The sequence below is a fragment of the Rubrivivax gelatinosus genome, from assembly GCF_016583785.1.
Lineage (GTDB): Bacteria > Pseudomonadota > Gammaproteobacteria > Burkholderiales > Burkholderiaceae_C > Rubrivivax > Rubrivivax gelatinosus_B.
In genome coordinates this window covers 1-23,890 of sequence record NZ_NRRU01000055.1, presented here as the reverse complement: position 1 = coordinate 23,890, position 23,890 = coordinate 1, and the positions used below count along the sequence as shown (strand labels likewise).

General features: G+C 70.0%; 20 protein-coding genes. 10 read left to right on the top strand and 10 right to left on the bottom strand.

The genetic code is table 11. The features are described from left to right. Positions 1 to 5 precede the first annotated feature (5 nt). Entirely contained in the window at positions 6 to 932 is a 927-nt protein-coding gene (locus tag CKO43_RS15165; protein WP_200231556.1) for a M48 family metallopeptidase, read from the bottom strand. Positions 933 to 1,053: 121 nt separating this feature from the next. Beyond that, positions 1,054 to 2,631, bottom strand: coding sequence for an AmpG family muropeptide MFS transporter (locus tag CKO43_RS15160; protein WP_200231557.1), 1,578 nt, complete (start codon positions 2,629 to 2,631; stop codon positions 1,054 to 1,056). Between the two features lie 73 nt (positions 2,632 to 2,704). Between CKO43_RS15160 and trxC the strand changes: the two genes are divergently transcribed. Then, positions 2,705 to 3,139, top strand: a complete 435-nt coding sequence (gene trxC / locus CKO43_RS15155; protein WP_200231558.1) for a thioredoxin TrxC — start codon at positions 2,705 to 2,707, stop codon at positions 3,137 to 3,139. Positions 3,140 to 3,150: 11 nt separating this feature from the next. On the opposite strand, the gene CKO43_RS15150 is transcribed toward trxC, so the two are convergent. The 3 genes from CKO43_RS15150 to CKO43_RS15140 all read right to left on the bottom strand — a co-directional run bounded on the left by CKO43_RS15150 (position 3,151) and on the right by CKO43_RS15140 (position 7,827). Then, positions 3,151 to 3,924 carry an N-acyl amino acid synthase FeeM domain-containing protein gene (locus CKO43_RS15150; RefSeq protein ID WP_200379141.1) on the bottom strand — a complete coding sequence of 258 codons (774 nt, stop codon included), beginning with the start codon at positions 3,922 to 3,924 and terminating at the stop codon, positions 3,151 to 3,153. A gap of 229 nt (positions 3,925 to 4,153) precedes the next feature. Then, positions 4,154 to 5,992: an ABC transporter substrate-binding protein gene (locus tag CKO43_RS15145; protein ID WP_200379140.1), complete on the bottom strand. Its 1,839-nt coding sequence runs from the start codon at positions 5,990 to 5,992 to the stop codon at positions 4,154 to 4,156. 17 nt (positions 5,993 to 6,009) lie between these two features. Beyond that, positions 6,010 to 7,827, bottom strand: a complete 1,818-nt coding sequence (locus tag CKO43_RS15140) for an ABC transporter substrate-binding protein (RefSeq protein ID WP_200379139.1) — start codon at positions 7,825 to 7,827, stop codon at positions 6,010 to 6,012. Between the two features lie 269 nt (positions 7,828 to 8,096). On the opposite strand from CKO43_RS15140, the gene CKO43_RS15135 reads away from it, so the two are divergent. From CKO43_RS15135 to CKO43_RS15125, 3 genes are read left to right on the top strand one after another with little or no spacing between them, the layout of a single operon-like run. Further along, on the top strand, positions 8,097 to 9,035 hold the full coding sequence (locus CKO43_RS15135) for an ABC transporter permease (protein ID WP_200379138.1): 939 nt from the start codon (positions 8,097 to 8,099) through the stop codon (positions 9,033 to 9,035). 8 nt (positions 9,036 to 9,043) lie between these two features. Continuing rightward, positions 9,044 to 10,087, top strand: a complete 1,044-nt coding sequence (locus CKO43_RS15130) for an ABC transporter permease (protein WP_200379137.1) — start codon at positions 9,044 to 9,046, stop codon at positions 10,085 to 10,087. 26 nt (positions 10,088 to 10,113) lie between these two features. Then, positions 10,114 to 11,832, top strand: a complete 1,719-nt coding sequence (locus tag CKO43_RS15125) for an ABC transporter ATP-binding protein (protein ID WP_200231564.1) — start codon at positions 10,114 to 10,116, stop codon at positions 11,830 to 11,832. Between the two features lie 34 nt (positions 11,833 to 11,866). Here CKO43_RS15125 and CKO43_RS15120 read toward each other — a convergent pair whose 3' ends face one another. Next, complete coding sequence (locus CKO43_RS15120) at positions 11,867 to 12,349, bottom strand: SET domain-containing protein (protein ID WP_200379136.1); 483 nt, start codon at positions 12,347 to 12,349, stop codon at positions 11,867 to 11,869. A 65-nt stretch (positions 12,350 to 12,414) separates the two neighbouring features. On the opposite strand from CKO43_RS15120, the gene mnmA reads away from it, so the two are divergent. From mnmA to CKO43_RS15095, 5 genes are read left to right on the top strand one after another with little or no spacing between them, the layout of a single operon-like run. After that, a complete protein-coding gene (gene mnmA / locus CKO43_RS15115; protein ID WP_200379135.1) occupies positions 12,415 to 13,506 on the top strand; it encodes a tRNA 2-thiouridine(34) synthase MnmA in 1,092 nt (363 codons plus the stop codon). A 54-nt stretch (positions 13,507 to 13,560) separates the two neighbouring features. Then, positions 13,561 to 14,748 carry an efflux RND transporter periplasmic adaptor subunit gene (locus CKO43_RS15110; protein ID WP_200379146.1) on the top strand — a complete coding sequence of 396 codons (1,188 nt, stop codon included), beginning with the start codon at positions 13,561 to 13,563 and terminating at the stop codon, positions 14,746 to 14,748. Beyond that, entirely contained in the window at positions 14,745 to 15,458 is a 714-nt protein-coding gene (locus CKO43_RS15105; RefSeq protein WP_200379134.1) for an ATP-binding cassette domain-containing protein, read from the top strand. The genes CKO43_RS15110 and CKO43_RS15105 overlap by 4 nt, the downstream gene beginning before the upstream one ends. Positions 15,459 to 15,471: 13 nt before the next feature. Further along, positions 15,472 to 16,629, top strand: coding sequence for an FtsX-like permease family protein (locus CKO43_RS15100; protein WP_200379133.1), 1,158 nt, complete (start codon positions 15,472 to 15,474; stop codon positions 16,627 to 16,629). 9 nt (positions 16,630 to 16,638) lie between these two features. Then, positions 16,639 to 17,808, top strand: coding sequence for an ABC transporter permease (locus CKO43_RS15095; RefSeq protein WP_200379132.1), 1,170 nt, complete (start codon positions 16,639 to 16,641; stop codon positions 17,806 to 17,808). On the opposite strand, the gene CKO43_RS15090 is transcribed toward CKO43_RS15095, so the two are convergent. From CKO43_RS15090 to CKO43_RS15075, 4 genes are all read right to left on the bottom strand, one after another. Beyond that, positions 17,809 to 19,500 carry an AMP-binding protein gene (locus CKO43_RS15090; RefSeq protein ID WP_200379131.1) on the bottom strand — a complete coding sequence of 564 codons (1,692 nt, stop codon included), beginning with the start codon at positions 19,498 to 19,500 and terminating at the stop codon, positions 17,809 to 17,811. A gap of 146 nt (positions 19,501 to 19,646) precedes the next feature. Then, on the bottom strand, positions 19,647 to 20,471 hold the full coding sequence (locus CKO43_RS15085; protein ID WP_200232143.1) for an HDOD domain-containing protein: 825 nt from the start codon (positions 20,469 to 20,471) through the stop codon (positions 19,647 to 19,649). Positions 20,472 to 20,811: 340 nt separating this feature from the next. Continuing rightward, positions 20,812 to 22,425: a GMC family oxidoreductase N-terminal domain-containing protein gene (locus tag CKO43_RS15080; protein WP_200232144.1), complete on the bottom strand. Its 1,614-nt coding sequence runs from the start codon at positions 22,423 to 22,425 to the stop codon at positions 20,812 to 20,814. A gap of 96 nt (positions 22,426 to 22,521) precedes the next feature. Further along, positions 22,522 to 23,160: a MarC family protein gene (locus CKO43_RS15075; RefSeq protein ID WP_200379130.1), complete on the bottom strand. Its 639-nt coding sequence runs from the start codon at positions 23,158 to 23,160 to the stop codon at positions 22,522 to 22,524. A 398-nt stretch (positions 23,161 to 23,558) separates the two neighbouring features. On the opposite strand from CKO43_RS15075, the gene CKO43_RS15070 reads away from it, so the two are divergent. Beyond that, a partial coding sequence (locus CKO43_RS15070; protein WP_200379129.1) for an RNA-binding protein occupies positions 23,559 to 23,890 on the top strand: 332 nt, incomplete at its 3' end.

Here is a 23,890-nt window from a genome sequence, read left to right as displayed (position 1 = left end):
CGCCGTCAGCCCCGGGTTGGCGGCGCGAACCGGCGCGCGGGTTTGGTCGCGCGTTCGTACAGCGGCATCACCTTGGGCAGCTTGGCCTCGATGTCGGCGATGCGCGTCGGCCCGGAGGGGTGGGTCGACATGAACTCCGGCGGCGCACCCTTGCTCGCCTCGATCATCTTTTTCCACAGCGAGACGCCGGCGCGCGGGTCGTAGCCCGAGCGTGCGGCCAGTTCCATGCCGACGATATCGGCTTCGGACTCGTCCTCGCGGCTGAACTTCAGCGTCAGCAGCTGCCCGCCCATGTTCAGCAGCGTATCGCCGGCCTGGCCCAGGCCGAAGAGCGCGCTCACCAGGCTGGCGCCAATGCGCGTGGCCGCCGTCTTGCCCATGCGCTCGCGCGCATGCTCGCGCAGCGCGTGGGCGACTTCGTGGCCCATGATGGTCGCGACCTCGTCGTCGCCCAGCTGCAGTTGCTGCAGGATGCCGTAGTAGAAGGCGATCTTGCCGCCCGGCATGCAGAAGGCGTTGAGCTGCTTGCTGCCGATGAGGTTGATCTCCCACTTCCAGTTGGCAGCGCGCCGGTTCCAGGGTTCGGCGTAGGGAATGATGCGGTCGGCGATCGAGCGCAGGCGCACGAGCTGCGGGTGCTCGGCCGGCGCCAGGGCCTTGGAGGCGCGGGCTTCGCGCAGCATCTGCTCGTATTGCTGGGCCGCCGCCTTCTCGACGTCCTCGGCCGGCACCAGCTTGGTGAAGCGCGACTCGTTGCCGACGTCGTCGCGCACGCCTTCCTTGGCCAGCGCCGGGCCGGAGAACGCCGCGCCAGCCCCCAGCGCCAGCGCGCCGGTGAACAGGCGCCGGCGATGCAGCGCGCAATGGCAGCCGACGGCGTGCAGCAGCGGCGGCAGGTCGATCTGGGCGTCGGTGTCGAAGATGTTCGGCATGTGGCGTCGGACCCGGACGGGAACTCCGAGGTTCCGCTGGTGGATTCTAGGAGGCGGTGCTTCGGACACCGCGCGTGGAAACGTGCTCCGGCCTCAGGCAGGAGCACGAGGGCTTGCGGCCTCAGTCGTCGACGGCACCGACGGTCGCGGGGTCGAGCTCGAGCGCGCGCACGCTGTCGCGCATCCAGATCAGCATCAGCAGCGCGGGCGCCGCCAGCACCGTGCTCAGGATGAAGAAGCGGGGCCAGCCTATGCTCTCGGCGAGCACGCCGGCCAGCGGCCCGACCCAGACACGGCCGACCGCGGCGAAAGCCGACAGCAGCGCGTACTGCGTCGCCGTGAAACGCTGGTTGCACAGGCTCATCAGGAAGGCGACGAAAGCCGCCGTGCCCATGCCGCCGGAGATGTTCTCGAACGCCACCACCATCAGCAGGCCGCCGTCGACCGGCGTCGGCTGTGCGAGCCGGACGAAGCCCCAATCGAAGGCCGGGATCGTCAGCCCCGGCATCACGCCCTTGCCGTTGACCGCGAGCCACCAGAAGCCGAGGTTGCTGGCGAGCTGCAGCACGCCGAACAGCAGCAGCGAGCGCCAAAGCCCCAGCCGCAGCATCAGCGCGCCGCCGACGATGGCGCCGGCGATCGTCAGCCACAGCCCGATCAGCTTGTTGACGACGCCGACCTCGGCCGAGCCGTAGGCCATGGCCTTCAGCAGAAAGGGCGTCATCAGCGAGCCGGCGAAGGCGTCGCCGAGCTTGTAGAGCACGATGAAGATCAGGAACGCGGCGGCGCCGCGCTGGGCGAAGTAGCTGCTCAGGCCGCCGAGCAGGGTCTCGAAACGCGCCGCCTTCGCCACCCAGCCGGCCAGCGGCAGCGTGAACGCCAGGCCCAGCATCAGCACCGCGAGCTCGAGCCAGCGCGCCTGCAAGGCCGGCGCCATCGCCGTCGTCGCCAGCCAGCCACCCAGCACGGCCTGCACGACGGCCGCGCCGAAACGGTCGGTCAGCGCCGCGCCGACGAAGACCGCGGCGACGACGGCGAGAAAACCGATGACGTCGCGCCGCGCCAGCGTCGGCCTGGCCGGCGGCGCCTTCAGCTGCGGCAGCGCGATGGCCGACAGCAGCGCCAGGCCGGCCATCAGCGCCGCCATGAAGCGGTAGACGCCGGGCCAGGTCCAGCCGCCGCCCTGGCCCGGGTCGGTCCAGATCAGCGCGATGCCGCCCGACAGGATCATCGCCAGCCGGTAGCCCATGACGTTGAGCGAGGCGCCCAGGCCGCGCTCGCGGTGCGTCAGCAGGTCGGTGCGGTAGGCGTCGATGACGACGTCCTGCGAGGCCGAGACGAAGGCCACCAGCACGGCCAGCAGCGCGAAGGCGCGGATCGAGTCCGACGGACTGGTGGTCGACAGCGCGAACAGCACCGCCGCCAGCAGCAGCTGCGTCAGCACCAGCCAGCCGCGGCGCCGCCCCAGCAGCGGGACCTCGAAGCGGTCCATCAGCGGCGCCCACAGGAACTTGAAGGTGTAGGGCAGGCCGACGAGGCTGAGAAAACCGATCGTCGCCAGGTCGATGCCGTCGACCGTGAGCCAGGCCTGCATCGCCTGTCCGGTCAGGGCCAGTGGCAGGCCCGAGGCGAAACCGAGCAAGGCGACGACGGCGAGGCGGTGCAGCGCGGCGGCGCGCTGCGCCAGCGAAGAAGGCATCGGACGATTCTAGGAGGCGAGCGTCGCCCGCCCGGACCTTGATCTGCGCAGCCACCGGCCCCAACTGCGACCCATGGACGACAAGCTGCACCTGCCCTGCCCGCACTGCGGTGCCACCAACCGCCTGCCGGCGGCGCGCCTGGCCGAGGCGCCGAATTGCGGCCGCTGCGGCCAGTTGCTGCTGGATGGCCGCCCGGTCGAACTGGGCGACGCCGATTTCGACGCCGTGGTCGGCGCGTATCCGCTGCCGGTGCTGGTCGACTTCTGGGCGCCGTGGTGCGGGCCCTGCCGGGCCATGGCGCCGGCGTTCGAGCAGGCCGGGCGCACGCTGCAGGGGCAGACGCTGCTGGTCAAGGTCAACAGCGACGACAACCCGCAGCTGGCGTCACGCTTCGGCATCCGCAGCATTCCGACGCTGGTGCGGCTGGAGCACGGTCGCGAGACCCGGCGCCAGTCGGGCGCACTGCCGGCACAGGCGATCGTGCAGCTGGCGCGTGCGGCCGGCTGAGCGCAGGCGGCTCAGTTGATGCTGGCCGAGGCCGGGGTCTGCGCCTTCATCAGCCGGGCGAGGATGCCCTGCTCCTCGCGCGAGGAGAACGCGTACGGGTAGAGCGAACGTTCGTCGGCGTCGAGGTCGGCACGCCCGCCGAAGGCTTCGATCTGCTGGCGGATGTAGTCGAAGTCGATCGTCAGCAGCACCGCCGGCGCGTTGACGAAGCGGTTCAGCCGCTCCTCGCCGACGATGCGCGCGCCGAGCATGCGCTCGTAGTAGCGCACGTGGCGGGGGTTCACTTCCATCACCAGCGCGTCGTAGCCGCGGATGCGGTGGGCGACGATGTAGGCGACGTGGAACAGGGCCGCCAGCACGCGCTTGCTGCCGGAAATCGGGTCGATCGCGAGCTTGGTGAACTCGCAGACCCGCAGGTTCAAGCCGCGCAGACCTTCCATCTCGGCGGGGAAGGCGTCTTCGGCGCTCAGGCCCTCGGCGCTGTCCAGCGCCACGGTGATCGTGCCGATCGTGTCGTCGTTCTCGGTCGCCGACAGCGTGATGCGGTTGGTCGTCTGGTCGCTCGGCAGCGAGACGGCGTGGTAGCCGCGCCAGGCATAACGCTCGCGCAACAGCGAGTCGGCACGCTGGCGGCAGACGTAGGAGTCGGCGGAACGGATGCGGAAAACGCGCTCGGAGGTTTCGGCAGCCGGCGATCGCGCGACGGCTCCGCGTCCTTCGGACAACGGGCGCATCACGGAGCGCTGACCGCCGATCGGCGCCACGATGATCGTGTCAGTCGTCATTACTGGTCTCTTGGAACCCAAAGTCCGATCGAGTCTGCCGAAGCGCTCTGACCGGCACTGTGAGAAAGGATTACCAGTCTGCCCCAGGATCGTGAATTCCCTGACATTCACGCCAGCAAGTTGTAACTGCAGGTTTACAGCGCTCGATTTATGGCGTAACGCGAAACACTTGGCGTGGCGCTGATGTTCACTGAATGCAACAGCAGGTATCCGGACGCCGGTGCCGCACTCAGTCGCCGCTGACGCCGGCCTTCGCCCGCATCTCCGGGTCGACGTCGACCAGGTGCCACCACTCGCTCCAGAACACCGGGCGGCGGAAGCCGCTGACCCAGGGTTGCCACATGTCGGTGCTGATGCGGTGCACCGTCGGCTTGTAAGGCATGTAGGCCACTGACAGCATCTTGGCCTGACGGAAGAGATCGTCGCGTTCCGGTCCGTCAGGCAGTACCGACATGCGCTCGTAGAGTGCATCGAACGCCGGGAGCTTGAAACGCGCCAGGTTCTGACCGCCCGCCTGCGGGCCGTGCAGGCGGTCGAACGAGCTCTGGCCGTCGCGGCCCGAGGCCGACGATCCCAGTGTCCAGATCTGCAGCTTGCCGGCACGCGCCAGCTTCAGTTGCTCGGGCCACTGCCCACTCTGAAAGCTGGTGCGGATGCCAACGGCTTGCATGTTCTTGCGCCAGAGCTCGTCGAACTGGCGATTGATCTGCGACGGCTGCGTCGCGTAGACGATCTCCAGCGGCTTGCCGTCGGGCTGTTCACGCCAGCCGTCTCCGTTGCGGTCGACGTAGCCATACATGTCCAGCAGTGCACGTGCGCGCGCCGGGTCGTAGTCGCCGGCTTCGCTCTTGAACTTCGGGTCGTAGCCGGTCGTATGCGGCACGACCTGCGACTGCGCCGGGATCGCCTGGCCCCGGCGCACCACACGGATCTCGCGTTCGACGTCCATCGCCAACGAGATCGCGCGGCGCAGCGCCACCTTTTCCGGCGTGTAGCCGCCGACCACCGGATCTTCCATGTTGAAGTAGGTGATTCCGATGTCGGCGTTGACCTGCTGCGCCGCCTGGATGCCTTTGCGCGCCAGGTTCGGCGCGACATGGCCATTGGGCACAGCGACGTTGATGAACGAGCCGGGCACCGGGCCATATTGGCCGGCGAGCATGTCGATCTGGCCGTTCAGGAAAGCCAGCCAGCGCGGCTGCTCCTCCTCGATGATCGAGATGCGCACCTCATCGATCATCGGGATGCGCCGGCCCTTGAACCGCGCCAGGATCGCCTGGCCTTCGGCGTCGTCGGGTGCGGGCTCAGCGTCGTAGTGCATCTCCCGGAAGTCGGGGTTGCGCTCCAGCACGATCAGCGAGCTGCGCCGCCACTGCTTGAGCTTGAACGGGCCGGTGCCCACCGGGTGCTCGGCGATCTTGTCGCCGTAGAACTCGACAACCTCGCGTGCAACTCCGCCCAGCAAGTCCGACGCGGTCAGGTTCTCGAGGAATCGCGGCGACGGATCGGTCAGCGTGAAGCGGATCGTGTAGCGATCCAGCGCCCGCAAGCCGGGGATCGTGTGGTCGTAGTCGAAGGCCTTCTTCTGCGCGACGACTTCCCGCCGGTACTCATCGAGGCCGGCGATCTTGAAGGTCTCGATCCAACTCCAGAGCTGGCTGCGATTGGCCGGGTCGGCGGTGCGCTGGAAAGCGTAGACGTAGTCCTGCGCCACCAGCTCGCGCTTGTGACCCTTGAACGCGGGGTCGTCCGCGTAATAGATGCCGGGCTGCAGCTTGATCGTCCAGACCTTGAAGTCGGCCGACACCTCGGGCATGCCGGCAGCCGTCAGCGTGCGGATCTTCACCGGCCGCGCCAGATGGTCGTAGCGGTACAACGCCTCGAATATGTGCGGCGTGACGGTGCGCGAGTACACGTCGCTGATCTGCGACGGGTCGAAACCGGTCTCGGCGGTGGTGAAGGCCACACGCAGCACCTTGCGCCCGCCGTCGGCAGCGGCAGGTTCGGCAGCATGGGTCGAGGCCGCAAACGCGAGCAGCGCGGCGCAGGCAAGAGAGAACAGCTTCATCGTCGGCAGGGTGTCGTTCAGGAACCGCGGCGCGCCAGCGCCTCGCGGTCGATGTCCACGTACTTCCAGAACTCGCGCACGAAGATGTTGCGGCTGTAGCCGCTGACCCAGGGCTGCGCGAGGTCGGTCCAGATACGGTGCACGTGCACCTTGTAGGGCATGTAGGCGATCATCAGCTTCTTGGCCGCGTCCATCGCCGCCTGGCGCTCGGGGCCGTCGGGCAAGGCCGCCTGCTTCTCGTACAGCGCGTTGAAGGCCTGCATGTCGAAGCGCGCGTGGTTGGACTGGCCCTTGTTCGGGCCGTAGCCGACCGCCAGGAAGGTGTCGCCGTCGGGCTGCTCGGCACTCCAGCCCACGCCCCACATCATCAGCTTGCCGGCACGCGAGGCCTTCAGCTGCTCGGGCCACTTGGCGGCCTTGAACACGATGCGGATGCCGATCGCGTCCATGTTCTTCTTCCAGAGCTCGGTGAGCTTGCGGCTCTGCTGGTCGGGCTGGGTCGAGTACTCCAGCAGCAGCGGGCTGCCGTCGGGCTGCTCGCGCCAGCCGTCGCCATCGCGGTCGACATAACCGTGCATGTCGAGCAGCGCCTTGGCGCGCGCCGGGTCGTAGTCGCCCATCTCGCTCTTGTAGGCCGCATCGAACCCCCAGGACTCGGGGCCGACGATCGACTGCGCCGGAACCGCCTGGCCGCCGCGCACGAGACGGATCTCGCGTTCGACGTCGACCGCCAGCGCGATCGCCCGCCGCAGCGCCACCTTGTGCGGCTCGTAGCCGCCGACCACCGGGTTCTCCATCGCGAAGTACGAATAGGCGACGTCGGAGCGCGGGTAGCGCAGCATCAGGATGCCGCGCTTGGCGAGGTTGGGCGCCAGTTCGTTGTTCGGGAACGCGACGTTGGCGAACTCCGCCGGCACGTTCTCGGCGACGTCCTGCTCCTCGTTCAGGAAGGACAGCCAGCGCGGCTGCGGCTCCTCGATGATCGAGATCTGTACCCGGTCGACGAGCGGCAGGCGCCGGCCCTTGAACTCGCGAACGACGGCCTGCAGGCGTTCGTCGCCGGCCGGGGCTTCCTCGTCGTAGAGCACCTCGCGGTAGCCGGGGTTGCGTTCGAGCACGATGCTCGAGCTGCGTTTCCAGGCGCCGAGCTTGAACGGCCCGGTGCCCACCGGATGCTCGCCGATGCGGTCTCCGTAGAACTCGACGACTTCGCGCGCCACCGCGCCGGTGAGCGAGCCGTCGGCGAAGACGTAGAGGAAACGCGGCGAGGGCTCGGCCAGCTTCACCTGGAAGGTGTAGCGGTCCAGCGTGCGCAGGCCTTCGACCGGCGCGTCGTAGTCGAAAGGCTTGCGCTCCTTCAGCGCCCGGGCGCGCAGCTCCGACAGGCCGAGGATCTTCGCGCTCTCGAGCCGGTACAGGCGGCCGGCCTTGCCCCGCGGGTCGTAATGGCGCTTGACCGAATAGACGTAGTCGGCAGCGACGAGCTCGCGCCGCTTGCCCTTGAAAGCGGGGTCGGCAGCGAAGTAGATGCCCGGCTTGATGCGGAAGGTGAAGGTGCGGAAGTCGGCCGAGACCTCGGGCATCGCGGCCGCGGTGTTGGGCCGCATGCGCACCGGCCGCGCGAGGAAGGCGAACTCCAGCGGCGCCTCGAAGATGCCGGCGACGACGGTGAGCGAGTACAGGTCGCTGATCGGCACCGGATCGAAGCCGGTCTCGGCGATCGGGAACGAGTAGCGCAGCGTCTTGGGCGCGGCGGCGGCCGGCTGCGCCAGCGCGACCGTGCCGGTCGCGAACAGACAGGCGGCCAGCGTGGCCAGCCGGACCAGGCGTTTCATCGATCGGGGCATTTCGTTACGAAGCGGCGGAGTCTACGGTGCGCCGCGCCCGAATACGGTGCCGCCACCCCGCAGCCGCACGGGAATCGGGTGCAGGCTCGCAAGCTCCATGCCCTACGAGGAAGAAGCGGCAGGTGGCCCAGGACCTGCTTGCCCTGGCGTGACGCGGGGGAAGGCCGTACGCCGGCCCGGGGCCGACACCCCTACACTCGCGCATCCTGTAACACGGGCCCCGGCACGAGCGGGGCCCGCTTTTCGTCGATTCCCAGATGGCGGCTTACCTGATACGACGCCTGTGGCAGATGATCCCGACGCTCGCGGGCGTCGTGCTGCTGGTGTTCATGCTGTTCAAATTCTTCGGCGGCGACCCCGCCGAAATCCTCGGCGGCCTCAACGCGACCCCCGAACAGATCGCGGCGATCCGCCAGGAGCTGGGCCTTGACCAGCCCTGGTCGACCCAGCTGTGGATCTTCGTGAAGTCCATCCTCACCTTCGACTGGGGCCACAGCTGGGCGACGAACGAGCCGGTGTCCAGCCTGTTCGCCAGCCGGCTGCCGGCGACGCTGACGGTGATGGTGCCGATCCTGATCCTGGACACGCTGCTGGCGCTGCCGATCGCGATGTGGGTGGCCTACCGCCGCGGCTCGCTGACCGACCGCACCATCATGGTGGTCACGACGGTGGCGCTGTCGATCAGCTTCCTGGTCTACGTCATCGTCGGCCAGTACTTCTTCGGCTTCCGCCTGGGCTGGTTCCCGGTGCAGGGCTGGAGCGACTCGACGCTGACCAACCTGGTGACCTACGCGCCGCTGCCGGTGCTGCTGGCGGTGGCCGTCGGCATCGCGCCGCAGACCCGGCTGTACCGCAGCTTCCTGCTCGACGAACTCGGCCAGGACTACGTGCGCACCGCGCGCGCCAAGGGCATGGGCGAAGGCACGGTGCTGTTCAAGCACGTGCTGCGCAACGCGATGATCCCGATCCTGACGAACATCGGTCTGGCCCTGCCCAGCATCTTCGTCGGCTCCTTCCTGATCGAGGTCTTCTTCTCGATCCCCGGCCTGGGCCGCGAGGTGCTGCTGGCGGTGAACCGCAGCGACTACCCGGTGATCCAGGCGGTGACGGTCTACCTGGCTGTGCTGACGATGCTGATCAACCTGATGACCGACCTGCTGTTCAAGGTCGCCGACCCGCGGGTGGTGCTGAAGTGAGTGCCGTGATGTCCGCCCCGGCCGCCGTCGACGCGGCCCACCAACGTTCCGAAGGCGTCTGGCACGCCGCCTGGCGCCGCTACAAGGCCGACCGCGTCGGCGTCGCCGCGCTCGTCGTCGTGCTCGCCTTCCTGCTGCTGATCCTGCTGTCCTGGCTGGGCGTCGTCGCCGGCGACTGGCAGCGCGAGGTCGGCGTCTCGAACGCGCCGCCCAGCTTCATGGGCCCGGCGCCGGCCGAGAAGCAGGCCGCGATCGCCACGCCCAAGGGCCCGAACGTCGACCTCTCCGACGTCGACCCGCTGGCGCCGCGCTACGCCGAATGGGCCGAACGCGCCGCCAAGCTGAAGACCGAGGAAACGCCCAAGCTCGAGACGCTGCCGCTGGGCGGCGACCGCCTCGGTCGCGACGTGCTCGAGAAAGCGATCAAGGGCACGCAGATCTCGGTCTTCGTCGGCGTGCTCGCCGCGCTCGTGGCGACGACGATCGGCACGCTGCTCGGGGCCTTCAGCGGCTTCTTCGGCGGCAAGATCGGCGACGCGCTCGAGTGGCTCTACAACGTCTTCGAGTCGGTGCCGGGCATCCTGCTGATCTTCGCCTTCGCCGCGGTGCTGGGCCGGGGCATCGACACCGTCGTGCTGATCCTGGGCTTCACCGGCTGGACCGGCATGTACCGCCAGGTGCGCGCCGAGTTCATCAAACACTCCAGCCGCGAGTACGTGCGCGCCGCCGAGGCCATCGGCGCCTCGCGCCTGTCGCGCATGTTCCGCCACATCCTGCCCAACGTCAGCCACGTCGTGCTGGTGCGCATGGGGCTGCTGGTGGTCGGCTTCATCAAGGCCGAGGTCATCCTGTCCTACCTGGGCCTGGGCGTGCCGGTCGACCAGGTGAGCTGGGGCACGATGCTGGCCGAAGCCCAGAGCGACCTGATCCTGGGCTACTGGTGGCAGCTGGTGGCCGCCACCGGCTTCATGGCGGTGTTCGTCACCGCGTTCTCGCTGATGGCCGACGCCGCGCGCGACGCGCTCGACCCGAAGCTGCGGGGCCTGGAATGAACGCCCCGCACGACACCGCCCCGACGATGACTTCGCTGCTTTCCATCCAGGACCTCAAGGTCGAGTTCCGCATGGGCCAGGGCCAGCGCGCCCAGGCCGTCAAGGGCATCTCCTTCGACGTGCCCGAGAACACCACCGTCGCGCTCGTCGGCGAGTCGGGCTCGGGCAAGAGCGTCACCGCGATGTCGGTGCTGAACCTGCTGCCCGAGAACGCCGAGCGCAGCGGCCGCATCCTCTGGCGCGAGCGCGACCTGCTGCAGGCTTCGCTGCGTGAACTCCAGGCCTTGCGCGGCAAGGAGATCGCCTGCGTCTTCCAGGACCCGATGAGCTCGCTGAACCCGGTGTTCAACGTCGGCCAGCAGCTCGCCGAACCGCTGATGCGCCACCTCGGCATGTCGCGCCGCCAGGCCTGGGCACGCGCCGAGGAGCTGCTGGGCGAAGTCGGCATCCCGGAACCCAAGCGCCGCCTGAACGCCTACCCGCACGAGATGTCGGGCGGCCAGCAGCAGCGCGTGATGATCGCGATGGCGCTGGCCTGCGAGCCCAGGCTGCTGATCGCCGACGAACCGACGACGGCGCTGGACGTGACCATCCAGCGCCAGGTGCTGGAGCTGCTGGGCAAGCTGCGCGAACGCCACCGCATGAGCCTGCTGTTCATCAGCCACGACCTGGGCGTGGTCGGCGAGATCGCCGACCGCGTCGTCGTCATGCGCCACGGGCAGATCCGCGAGTCGGGCGATGTCGCGCGCATCTTCGCCGCGCCCCAGGACGGCTACACCCAGGCGCTGCTGGCCTGCCGGCCCTCGCTCGACGCGAACCCGGCGCGGCTGATGGTGATCGACGACCACATCGCCGGCCGCAGCGCCGCCGGTGCCGCCAAGGCCAAGGACCCGGACGCGCCGGTGGTGCTGGAAGTGCGTTCGCTGGCCAAGAGCTTCTGGCTGCCGCAGGGCCTGTTCGGCAAGCGCGAGTTCAAGGCGGTGCAGGACGTCAACTTCAAGCTGCGCCGCGGCCACACGCTCGGCGTGGTCGGCGAGTCGGGTTCGGGCAAGACGACGATGGGGCTGACGCTGCTGCGCCTGCACGAGCCCACCGGCGGCGAAGTCATTTTCGACGGCAAGAACCTGCTGAAGATCAGCGACCGCGAGCGCCAGCTGATGCGCCGGCGCATCCAGATCGTCTTCCAGAACCCGTACGCGAGCCTGAACCCGCGCTTCACGATCGGCCAGGCGCTGATCGAGCCGATGACCATCCACGGCATCGGCCGCGACACCGCCGAGCGCGAGCAGCGTGCGCGCACGCTGCTGGAGAAGGTGGGCCTGGACGGCCGTGCCTTCGGCAAGTACCCGCACGAGTTCTCGGGCGGCCAGCGCCAGCGCGTCGCGATCGCACGCTGCCTGACGCTGGAGCCCGAGGTGCTGGTGCTGGACGAGGCGGTCTCGGCACTGGACGTCAGCGTCCAGGCCCAGGTGCTGAACCTGCTGAAGGACCTGCAGGACGAGCTCGGCCTGTCCTACGTCTTCATCAGCCACGACCTCGCCGTCGTGCGCTTCATCAGCGACGAGGTGCTGGTGATGAAGGACGGCCAGGTGGTCGAGCAGGCGAGCGCCGAGCAGATCCTGCTGGCGCCGCAGCAGGACTACACGAAGCGGCTGCTGGCGGCGATCCCGCGCGGGTATCAGGCCCCCCCCCGTAGCGCCTTCGGCGCTCCCCCCCAGGGGGGCGCCGCCAGTGAACCGGCGTAGCCGGTCCACGGCGGCAGCTTGAGGCGCGGCGGGCTTAGCCCCGCCGGCGCGGCTTCTTCGCCGGCGGCGGCGGCGGCGGCGCCGCCATCGTCCCGCGGCACTCGGGTGCACCGCAGCGGCATTCGAACTCGGCCGGGTCGGCGTCGCCGATGTCCAGCGAGTAGTCGATGAAAAGCTCGTCGCCGACGCGGATGCGGCGCCCGGCCTCGATCTGGATCTGCAGCACGCCGTCCTCGTCGACCACCTCGTAAGCGACGCAGTTGGGCGCGCAGGAGTGGTTCAGGTGGCGCGTGCCGTTGCCGCCTTCGCGGCCGTCGATCATCGAGCCGTCGGACAGGCCGAAGAAATAGGTCAGCGCGTTGTCCCAGTCGAGCGTGGCGATCTCGCCGGGTGTCCAGCGCCGGCCGGCATAGAGGCCGATGCGCTGGCCTTTGCGCAGCGGGCGCGTGGCGAAGGCCCCGAGGCCGTGGATGTGGCTGTCGCGGACCTCGAACGGGTCCTCGCCGTCTTCGTTCATCGGCCGGCATTGTGCCCGCCCTGGCGCAAGGCGCCACGGCGCGCCGGCGCGGATAATTCGTCCCCATGCAGGACAAGCGTCGCGTCGTGGTGGGCTTGAGCGGCGGCGTCGACTCGGCAGTCAGCGCCTGGCTGCTCAAGCAGCAGGGTTACGAGGTCATCGGCCTCTTCATGAAGAACTGGGAAGACGACGACGACAGCGAATACTGCTCGTCGCGCCAGGACTTCCTGGACGCCGCGGCGGTGGCCGACGTCATCGGCATCGACCTCGAACACGTCAACTTCGCCGCCGAGTACAAGGACCGCGTCTTCGCCGAGTTCCTGCGCGAGTACGGTGCCGGGCGCACGCCCAACCCCGACGTGCTGTGCAACGCCGAGATCAAGTTCAAGGCCTTCCTCGACCACGCGATGCGCCTGGGCGCCGAGCGCATCGCCACCGGCCACTACGCCCGCGTGCGTGAACGCGGCGGCCGCTTCGAGCTGCTCAAGGGGCTGGACCCGGCCAAGGACCAGAGCTACTTCCTGCACCGCCTGAACCAGGCGCAGCTGGCGCGCACGATGTTCCCGGTGGGCGAACTGCCCAAGACCGAGGTGCGCCGCATCGCCGCCGAGATCGGTCTGCCGAACGCGAAGAAGAAGGACTCGACCGGCATCTGCTTCATCGGCGAGCGCCCGTTCCGCGAGTTCCTGAACCGCTACCTGGCGCAGGCGCCGGGTGACATCGAGGACGAACGCGGCCGCGTCGTCGGCCGCCACGTCGGCCTGAGCTTCTACACGCTGGGCCAGCGCCAGGGCCTGGGCATAGGCGGGCTGAGAGCCGGCGGCGGCGAACACGCGCCCTGGTACGTCGCGCGCAAGGAGCTGGAGCGCAACGTGCTGCGTGTCGTCCAGGGCCACGACCACCCCTGGCTGCTGGCGCACACGCTGGTCGCCGCCGACTGCTCCTGGGTCGCCGGCAGCGCGCCGACCGACGGCGCGCTGGCTGCCAAGACGCGTTACCGCCAGGCCGACGCCGGCTGCACGCTGCGTGGCGAGGGCGAGCGCTTCGCGCTGGCCTTCGAAGACGCGCAGTGGGCCGTGACGCCGGGCCAGTCGGCCGTGCTCTACGACGGCGACGTCTGCCTGGGCGGCGGCGTCATCGAGTCTTCCGCCGCCTGAACCCCCGCCCGCCGCCACCCGACCATGACCGAACCCACCGCTCCGGCGCGCCCGATGCTGTCCTCGCTGAAAGCCGCGCGTGGCCCGGCGCCGCGCCGCCGCGGCCAGCGCTGGATCTGGCTGGGCGTCGGCATCGCCGTCGCGCTGGCGCTGGTCACCTGGACCCGCGGCGCACCCGAAGTCCAGGCCACCAGCGTCACCAGCGCCTACCCGTCGGCACGTTTCGCCGAACTCAACGCCTCGGGCTACGTCGTCGCGCAGCGGCGCGCGGCGGTCGCGAGCAAGGCCACCGGCCGCCTGATCGAACTGCGGGTGCGCGAAGGCAGCGTCGTCAAGGCCGGCGACCTGATCGGCCGCATCGACGCCGCCGACGTCGTGCCGGTGGTGATGGCAGCCGAAGCCGGCGTGCGCCAGGCCGACGCCAGCCGGCGCCAGGCCGCGGTCGAACTCGCCAATGCACGCGCCGACCTGGAGCGCACGCTCGGCCTGAAGGAGCAGGGTTTCGTCTCGCCGCAGGCGGTGGACGCGGCGCAGCGCCGCACCGACGCCGCCGCGGCCGCGCTCGCCGCCACCGAAGCCGCGCTGGCGCAGACCCGCGCCCAGCTCAAGGTGCAGCAGGTCGGGCGCGACAACACCGAGATCCGCGCGCCCTTCGACGGCGTGGTGCTGAACAAGAACGCCAACGTCGGCGACCTGATCACGCCGCTGTCCAGCGCCACCGGCGCGCTCGGTGCCGTCGTCACGATGGCCGACATGTCGACGCTGGAGGTCGAGGCCGACGTGTCGGAGGCCAACGTCGGCCGCATCCGCATCGACCAGCCGGTGGAGATCGCGCTCGACGCGCTGCCCGATCTGCGCCTGGCCGGCAGCGTCGCGCGCATCGTGCCCACCGTCGACCGCGCCAAGGCGACGGTGATGACCAAGATCCGCTTCGAGCGGCTGGACCCGCGCATCCTGCCGGAGATGGCGGCACGCGTCGTCTTCCTGTCGCAGCCGGCCACGGCCGCCGACCGCCAGCCGGTGCTGGCGCTGAACCCCAAGGCGGTGGTCGAACGCGACGGCCGGCGCGTCGTGCTGCGCATCGCCGCCGACGGCCGTCTGCAGGCGGTGCCGGTGACGCCCGGGCGCACGCTGGGCGACATGCTGGAGATCGCACCTGGCGCGCTGAAGGCCGGCGAACGGGTCGTGCTCGCGCCGGCAGCCACGCTGTCCGACGGCACGCGCGTGACGGTGGCCAAGTGAGCGCCGCACCCGGCGCCGAGCGGCCGCCGCTGATCCGCGTTCGCGGGCTGCAGAAGATCTACCGCCGCGGCGAGCAGGACATCCCGGTGCTGCTGGGCCTGGACCTGGACGTGCAGGAAGGCGAGTTCATCGCGCTGATGGGCCCCAGCGGCTCGGGCAAGAGCACGCTGCTGAACCTGGTGGCGGGCATCGACAAGCCCACCGGCGGCACGATCGAGATCGCCGGCACCGACATCGCGACGCTGGACGAAGGTGCGCTCGCCGACTGGCGCGCCGCCAACGTCGGCTTCATCTTCCAGTTCTACAACCTGCTGCCGGTGCTGAGCGCGGCCGAGAACGTCGAGCTGCCGCTGCTGCTGACCAGCCTGTCGGCACGCGAGCGCCGCGAGCGGGTCGCCCAGGCGCTGGCGCTGGTGTCGCTGGCCGACCGCGCGACGCACTACCCGAACGAGCTGTCCGGCGGCCAGCAGCAGCGTGTGGCGATCGCGCGTGCGCTCGTCGGCGACCCGACGCTGATCGTCGCCGACGAACCCACCGGCGACCTGGACCGCCATACCGGCGAGGAGGTGCTGACGCTGCTCGAGCAGCTCGTCGCCGAACTCGGCAAGACCATCGTGATGGTCACGCACGACCCCAAGGCCGCGGCGCGTGCGCACCGCCTGGTGCACCTGGAAAAAGGTGTGCTCGCCGACGACGAAGCCCTCGCCTGAGGCGGAGCCGGCCGTGTTCCTGCTGCGCCTGCTGCTGAAGAACGCGTTCCGCCACCGGCTGCGCACGCTGCTGACCATCGTCGGGCTGATGGTCGCGGTCTGCGCCTTCGGCCTGCTGCGCACCATCGTCGACGCCTGGTACGCGGGCGCGAACGCGAGTTCGAGCACGCGGCTGATCACGCGCAGCGCGACCTCGCTGACGGTGCCACTGCCGCTGGCCTACGCCGAGCGGCTGCGTGCGGTCGACGGCGTCGATGCGGTCAGCTGGTCGAACTGGTTCGGCGGCGTCTACATCACCGAGCGCAACTTCTTCCCGCAGTTCGCCGTCGACGCCGCCAGCTACCTGCCGCTGTACCCCGAGTTCGTCGTCTCCGACGCCGAACGCAGCGCCTGGCTGCGCGACCGCCGCAGCGTGCTCGTCGGCCGCAAGCTGGCAGCCAAGTACGGCTGGAAGCTCGGCGACACGGTGCCGCTGCGCGGCACGATCTACAGCGGCACCTGGAACTTCCCGATCCGCGGCATCTACGAAGGCGCCGACCCCGGCGTCGACGAGAACCAGATGCTGATGCACTGGGGCTACATCAACGAGATCCAGCGCCAGCGCTACCCCGGCCGCGGCGACTCGGTCGGTGTCTTCGTGCTCGGCATCCGCGACCCGAACGACGCCGCGCTGGTGTCGCAGCGCATCGACGCGATGTTCCGCAACTCGATCGCCGAGACGCTGACCGAGACCGAGAAGGCCTTCCAGCTCGGTTTCGTCTCGATGAGCGAGGCCATCCTGGTGGCGCTGCAGGCGGTGAGCCTGATCGTCATCGTCATCATCATGGCGGTGATGGCCAACACGATGGCGATGACGGCGCGCGAACGCATGGCCGAATACGCGACGCTGAAGGCGCTGGGCTTCCCGCCGGAGTTCGTCGTCAAGCTGCTGTTCGGCGAGAGCCTGCTGATCGCGGCCATCGGCGGCGTCGCCGGCGTGCTCGTCACGCTGCCGCTGGCATCGGTGTTCGCCAACGCCGTCGGCACGCTGTTCCCGGTGTTCCGCGTCGCGCCCGAGACGATGGCGCTGCAGCTGCTGGCGGCACTGGCGGTGGGCGCGATCGCCGCCGCCTGGCCGGCCTGGCGCTCCAGCCGCATCGACATCGTCGACGGCCTCCGACACGTGGGCTGAAGGCAGCCGATGCGCCGCGCGATCCCGCTCGCCTACGTCGCCCGCAACCTCTGGGTGCGGCGCGTGACGACGGCGCTGACCGCCGGCGGCATGGCGCTCGTCGTCTTCGTCTTCGCCACCGTGCTGATGATGACCGAGGGCATACGCGCGACGCTGGTGGCCACCGGCCAGCCCGACAACGTCGTCGTGCTGCGCAAGGGCGCCAACGCCGAGATCACGAGCGCGATCGGCCGCGAGCAGGCGGCCGTGATCGAAAGCCTGCCCGGCATCGCCGGCGACGCGCTCGGCCGGCCGCTGCTGAGCCGCGAGCCGGTGGTGCTGAACAGCCTGGTCAAACGCAACGGCAAACCCGGCAACGTGACGCTGCGTGGCACCTCGGCCACCGGGCTGGCGCTGCGGCCGCAGGTGCAGGTCGTCGAGGGGCGCTTTTTTCGCGCCGGCAGCGCCGAAGTCGTCGTCGGGCGCGCGGTCGCGCGGGGCTACGAAAACGTCGCGCCCGGCTCGACGCTGCGTTTTGCCGGCCGCGACTGGACGGTGGTCGGCGTCATCGACGCCGGCAGGACCGGCTTCGACTCCGAGATCTGGGGCGACGCCGAGCAGCTGATGCAGGCCTTCCGCCGCCAGAGTTATTCCAGCGTCATCTTCCGCCTGGCCGACGTGGCCAGCTTCGAGGCCGCGCGCGCGCGGCTGGAAGACGACCCGCGGCTGACGCTGGACGCCAAGCCCGAGATCCGCTTCTACGCCGAACAGAGCGAGGCGCTGGCCAACTTCATCAGCATCCTGGGCACGGCGCTGGCGCTGATCTTCTCCACCGGCGCCATCGTCGGCGCGGCGATCACGATGTTCGGCGCCGTCGCCTCGCGTGTCGGCGAGATCGGCACGCTGCGCGCGCTGGGTTTCAGGCGCGAGGCGGTGCTGGCGGCCTTCCTGGGCGAGTCGCTGCTGCTGGCTTTCGTCGGCGGCGTCTTCGGGCTGGCGTCGGCCAGCCTGATGCAGTTCGTCGACGTCTCGACGACCAACTTCGCGACCTTCTCCGAACTCGCGTTCCAGTTCCGGCTGACGCCGGTGATCGCCGCCAAGGCGCTCGCCTTCGCGCTCGCGATGGGGCTGGTCGGAGGTTTCATCCCGGCCTGGCGCGCGGCGCGACTGAACATCGTCGACTGCCTGCGCGCGGCCTGATCAGCGCGGCGCGTCGTACCAGACGAGCTTGCGGCCGGACCCCGCCCACTGGTCGTAGTGGCGCGCGAACAGCGCCTCGATGCGCCCGCGCTTGACCTTGAAGGTCGGCGTCACCAGGTCGTTGCCGACGGTCCAGGCGTCGCGCATCAGGACCACGCAGGCCAGGCGCTCGTGCGGGTCGAGCAGCGAGTTCACGGTATCCAGGTGGTCGGCGAGCGACCGCTCCAGCGCCGCGCGGCCGTCGGCGTCGTCGGCCTGGGCGGCGGCGGCCGGGTTCAGCATCAGCAGCCCCAGCGGCTGGTGCAGATGGGCGCCGCTGACGCAGCAGGCCTCGACCGCCGGGTGCATCACCAGCTTGTCCTCGATCGGCGCCGGCGCGACGTACTTGCCCTTGCTGGTCTTGAACAGGTCCTTGACGCGCCCGGTGATGCGCAGATTGCCGCCGGCGTCGAGTTCGCCCTGGTCGCCGGTGTGCAGCCAGCCGTCGGCGCTGATGGCTTCTTGCGTCAGCTCGGGCTCGCGGAAGTAGCCCAGCATCAGCGCCGGGCTGCGCATCTGGATCTCGCCGCTGGTGGCGTCGATGCGCGCCTCGACGCCGTCATAGGGCTGGCCGACGGTGCCCGGGCGCGGCTGGCCGGGCAGCGTCGCGTGGCTGATGCCGCAGTTCTCGGTCATGCCGTAGACCTCGACAAGGTCCAGCCCCAGGCGCGCGTACCAGCGCAGCAGGTCGGGCGGCATCGGCGCCGCGCCGCCGGCGGCGAAGCGGCAGGCGTCCAGGCCCAGGCCCTCGAGCACCTTGCGGCGCACGACGCGGCCCAGCCCAGGCAGCGCCAGCATCGTGTTCAGCTTGCCCGGCGCCATGCGCGCGTGCACGCCCTGCTGGAACTTCAGCCACAGCCGCGGCACCGAGAAGAACACCGTCGGCCGCGCACGCCGCAGGTCTTCGGCGAAGGTGTCCAGCGTGTCGGCGAAATAGACGCGCAGGCCGCCGTGCAGCTGGCCGTGTTCGACCAGCGTGCGCTCGGCGACGTGCGACAGCGGCAGGTAGCTGAGCATGCGGGCGTCGGCGTCGAGGCCGCCGATGCGCTTCAAACCCGCCTGCAGCCCCCAGGCGAAGTGCTGGAAGCTGTGCATCACGCCCTTGGGTGCGCCGGTCGTGCCCGAGGTGTACATCACGGTGCAGAGCTCGTCGCCGGCGCGCACCGGCTCGCCCGCCAGCGGCGGCGTGCACGCGACGATGTCGTCCCAGCGCGGCGCGCCGCTGCCCGGGCCCAGCGGCAGTTCGATGCAGGGCAGGCCCGCGGGCACGCCCGACTTCATCTCCGCCCAGAGGTCGAGCTTGCCGACGAAGAGCAGGCGCGCGCCGCTGTGCTCCAGCACCTGGCGCACGGTGGCGGCGGCCAGCGTCGGGTACAGCGGCACCGAGACGTGGCCGGCCATCCAGATCGCCCAGTCGGCAATCAGCCAGTGCGCCGAGTTCTTGCCGAGGATGGCGATGCACGAGCCGCGCGGCAGGCCGAGCGCCAGCAGGTGTGCCGCCATGCGCCGCGCCTGGCCGACGGCTTCGGCCCAGCGGATGTCGTGAAGTTCGCCGCGGGCCGGCTGGCTCAGCGCGATGCGCTCGGGCGCGTGCCGCTCCCAGTGGTACAGGCGCTGCAGCGCCAGCGCGGCGTCGGGGACGGTGGCGGACATGCGGGCACCCGGCGGGCCGTGACGGGGCCCGGTCGCGGCCAGACTAACGAGCGGCGCGCCGGCGGCCCTCAGGGCTTACGACTAGCTGGCGCGGCGCGGCGCCCATGCCGTTTCACGTCATCCCGCGAACGCGGGGCAGGGCCGCCTCAGCGGCCGTGGCTCAGTGCGTCGGCGAGCTGTTCCTGCACCTGGCGCACGCTGCGCAGCGCCAGCGTCACGTCGAGTTCGGCCAGCGGCGCGATCGTCGCGGTGACCTCGTCCAGCGTCGCGGGCTCGTTGATCATCGCGTGCGCGATCACCGAGACGGCGCCGATGGCGCGCCGGCCCGGCGGCATCTGCGGCGGGAACTCGAGCCCGAACTGCAGCAGCACGTGGTGGCGCACGCAGGCCACCGCCGCCTGGCCCAGGCCCCAGCTTTCGCAGAGCGCGGCGCCGAGCGCGTCGTGGCTGACGCCGAAGCCGGCGTGCTCCAGCGTCAGCAGTTCGGTGTCGGAGCGCGCGGCGCGCAGCATCGCGCGGTAGTGGTCGGCAGCGTGGCGGAACAGCACCGCCTTGCCGCATTCCTCGAACAGCCCGGCGGAATGAGCCGCCCAGGCGTCCAGCGAGAGCTTGTGCGCGATGCGCCCCATCACGAGGCCGCGGCGAGCGGCGCGCGACCACATCGGGTCGAGTTCGACCGCAGGCGGGAAGGCGGCGCGCAGCCCGATCTCGAAGGTGATCGCGGCGATCTCGCGCATGCCGAGATACGTGATCGCCTGCTGCACGCTCTGCACGCGCCCGCGAAGACCGTAGAGCGAGGAGTTCACCGCCTTCAGCACCGCGGCGGCCAGCGCCATGTCGCCCTCGATCAGCGAGGCGGCGGCGGCGAGGTTGACGTCGTCCTCGGCGAGCAGCAGCGAGAGCTTGACCAGCGCCTCGGGTTGCGCCGGGATATCGATCTCAAGCGTTCGCAGTTCGGCGTTGACGGACATGGGGCGGCTCGGGGAGATGGCAATGGCGGACCCGACCATCGTAGTCCCTGGCCGTCGAGGGCATCGCCGCAACAGCGGGGGCTTGGGGCGGCATCTCGGCGCCGCAGCCCGTGCGGCCGTCCAAAAGGCGAAAAGGGGCGCCACCGGATCCGGTAGCGCCCCTTCGTGCGTTGTGGCCGTGGGCCCTGCCGCCATGTTCGGATGGTGTGCGGCGGCTCGGATGCCCGGCGTCTGTCTGTCTCCTCGTTCCCCCGCCTGACGTTCACCGCCTTCTGTTGGAAGGCAGGACCGTCGCGAGTGCACAAAATGTAGCGCCCGCTTGCGTTTGCGACATCAGGGCTTACCCGCCGCGGGCGGCCCATTGCGCCGCACGTTCGGCAATCATCAAGGTCGGCGAGTTGGTGTTGCCGCTGGTGATGGTCGGCATCACGCTGGCGTCGGCGATGCGCAGCCCGGCGACGCCGCGCACACGCAGGCGCGAGTCGACGACGGCCAGATCGTCGTCGTCGCGCCCCATGCGGCAGGTGCCGACCGGGTGGAAGATGGTCGTGCCGATGTCGCCGGCCAGGCGCGCGAGTTCCTCGTCGCTGCTGTACTGCGGGCCCGGCTTGATCTCGCGCGGCCGCAGGCCCGCCAGCGCCGGCATCGCGGCGATGCGGCGTGTCAGCCGCAGCGAATCGGCGGCGACCTGGCGGTCCTCGGGCGTCGACAGGTAGTTGGGCACGATGCGCGGTGCGTCCTCGGGCCGCGGCGAGGCGATGCGCACCTGGCCGCGCGAGCCCGGGTTCAGGTTGCAGACGCTGGCGGTGAAGGCGTCGAAACCGTGCAGCGGCTCGCCGAAGGCGTCCAGCGACAGCGGCTGCACGTGGTACTCGATGTTCGGCCACTCGTGTTCGGGCGACGACCGCGTGAAGGCGCCCAGCTGCGACGGCGCCATGCTCATCGGCCCGCTGCGGCGCAGCGCGTATTCGGCGGCGATGCGTGCCTTGCCGAACCAGTTCGCCGACAGCGTGTTCAGCGTGCGCGTGCCCTCGACCGCGTAGACGGCGCGGATCTGCAGGTGGTCCTGCAGGTTGGCGCCGACGCCGGGCAGGTCGCGCAGCACCGGAATGCCGAGTTCGCGCAGCAGCTCGCCCGGCCCCAGGCCCGAGAGCTGCAGGATCTGCGGCGTGCCGATGGCACCGGCGGCCAGCACCACTTCCTGCCGCGCCCGCGCCACGAGTGGCTCGCCGCCGCCTTGCGGGCGGACTTCGACGCCGGCGGCGCGGCCGTCCTCGACCAGCACGCGCGCGACCATCGCCCCGGTCCAGACCTGCAGATTGGGCCGCGCGACCACCGGGCGCAGAAAGGCCTTGCTCGTGTTCCAGCGCACGCCGGAGCGCTGGTTGACCTCGAAATAGCCGACACCTTCGTTGCTGCCGCGGTTGAAGTCCTCGGTGGCGGGGATGCCGGCCTCGCGCGCCGCCGCGGCGAAGGCGTCGAGCACTTCCCAGCTCAGCCGCTGGCGCTCGACGCGCCATTCGCCACCGGCGCCGTGCTGCGCATCGGCGCCGCGCCAGTGGTCCTCGTGGCGCATGAAAAAGGGCAGGCAGTGCTCCCAGCGCCAGTTGGCGTCGCCGACAGCGACGGCCCAGCCGTCGTAGTCGCGCGCCTGGCCGCGCATGTAGATCATGCCGTTGATGCTGGAGCAGCCGCCCAGCACCTTGCCGCGTGGGTAGCGCAGGCTGCGGCCGTTGAGGCCCGGGTCGGGCTCGGTGCGGTAGAGCCAGTCGGTGCGCGGGTTGCCGATGCAGTAGAGGTAACCCACCGGAATGTGGATCCAGTGGTAGTCGTCATGGCCGCCGGCTTCGATCAGCAGCACGCGCAGGCTCGGCTCGGCCGACAGCCGGTTGGCGAGCAGGCAGCCGGCGGTGCCGCCGCCGACGATGACGACGTCGTACTCGGCGGCGCTCACCGCGCGGACGGCGGCAGGCGGCGAGGGCGCGGCGGTTCGTGCGGGGCGGGGGTCATGCGTGTCTCCTGTCGTTGTCGTTCGATGTCTCGCCGACGCTCAGGTCAGCGGGCTGGCCAGCACCGGGAAGAGCTTGAGCAGGCCCTCGGCCATGATCTCCACGGCCAGCGCCGCCAGGATCAGGCCCATCAGCCGCGTCATCACGTTGATGCCGGTTTTGCCCAGCCATGCAGCGATGCGGCCCGAGGCCGAGAACGCGAGGAAGGTAGCCACGCCGACGACGACGCCGTAGCCGACGAGCACCGCGAGCTGCCACCAGTGCCGCGTGCGTTCGGCGTAGATGACCATGGTCGAGATCGTCGCCGGGCCGGTCAGCAGCGGGATCGTCAGCGGCACGACGGCGATGCTGGCGCCGGCGTCGACACGCTCGTTGCCGTCACTGACGTCGGTCGGCTTGGTCTCGGCGGGCTGGGCGTTGAGCATCGCCACCGCGCTCAGCATCAGCAGCAGCCCGCCGCCGACCTGGAACGATGCGATCGAGATGCCGAAGAACTCGATGATCTTCAGCCCGGCGAGCGAGCTGGTCGCGATGACGACGAAGGCGGAGAACGAGCTGATGCGGATCGTGCGCCGGCGCTGCTCCGGGCTGAAGTTCTGCGTGAAGTGGATGAAGAACGGAACGACCCCGATCGGATTGACGATCGCCAGCAACGCGATCAACGGCTTCAACAGGTCCATTGGGCGATCGTAGCGGCGCGGCCGGATGGTGGGATCAGCACTGACCGCAGCCGGCAGGCGGGTTGGCAGGCGCACGCGCCGGGCCACGCGATACACCACGCGCGGCTGTCGAACCGGCGTCTCGCGTCGCGGCAACGAGCGCCCGTGAATATCCCGGCGAGCGCTGGCGCACCCGCCCCAGGCATCATCGAATTTTCAGATTAGGGGGTTGAACCCCGGTTTTGGGGTTTGCCTGGGGGTTCGAAAACAACATTTGATGCCCCGCCGCTTTACAGGCCCGGGGCGACGGCACCCATAATAGGCCGGTCTGTGTCTGGTAGCCGCGCCTTTGAAATGAATGGTTCACGCAAGGGTAGAAGCTCCGCATGGCTCCTTGGTTCTAGATAGAGGGCTTCTCTGTGGGTAACAAACTGTACGTCGGCAACCTTGCGTATTCGGTGCGCGACGACTCTCTGCAACAAGCGTTTGGGCAATTCGGCACCGTCACGTCCGCCAAGGTCATGATGGATCGCGAAACCGGCCGCTCGAAGGGCTTCGGCTTCGTCGAGATGGGCTCGGACGCCGAAGCTCAGGCTGCCATCAACGGCATGAACGGTCAGGCCCTCGAAGGCCGCGCGATCGTCGTCAACGAGGCGCGTCCTCGTGAAGACCGTCCGGGCGGCTTCGGTGGCGGCGGCGGTGGCCGTGGTGGCTACGGCGGCGGCGGCGGCGGTGGTCGCAGCCCCTACGG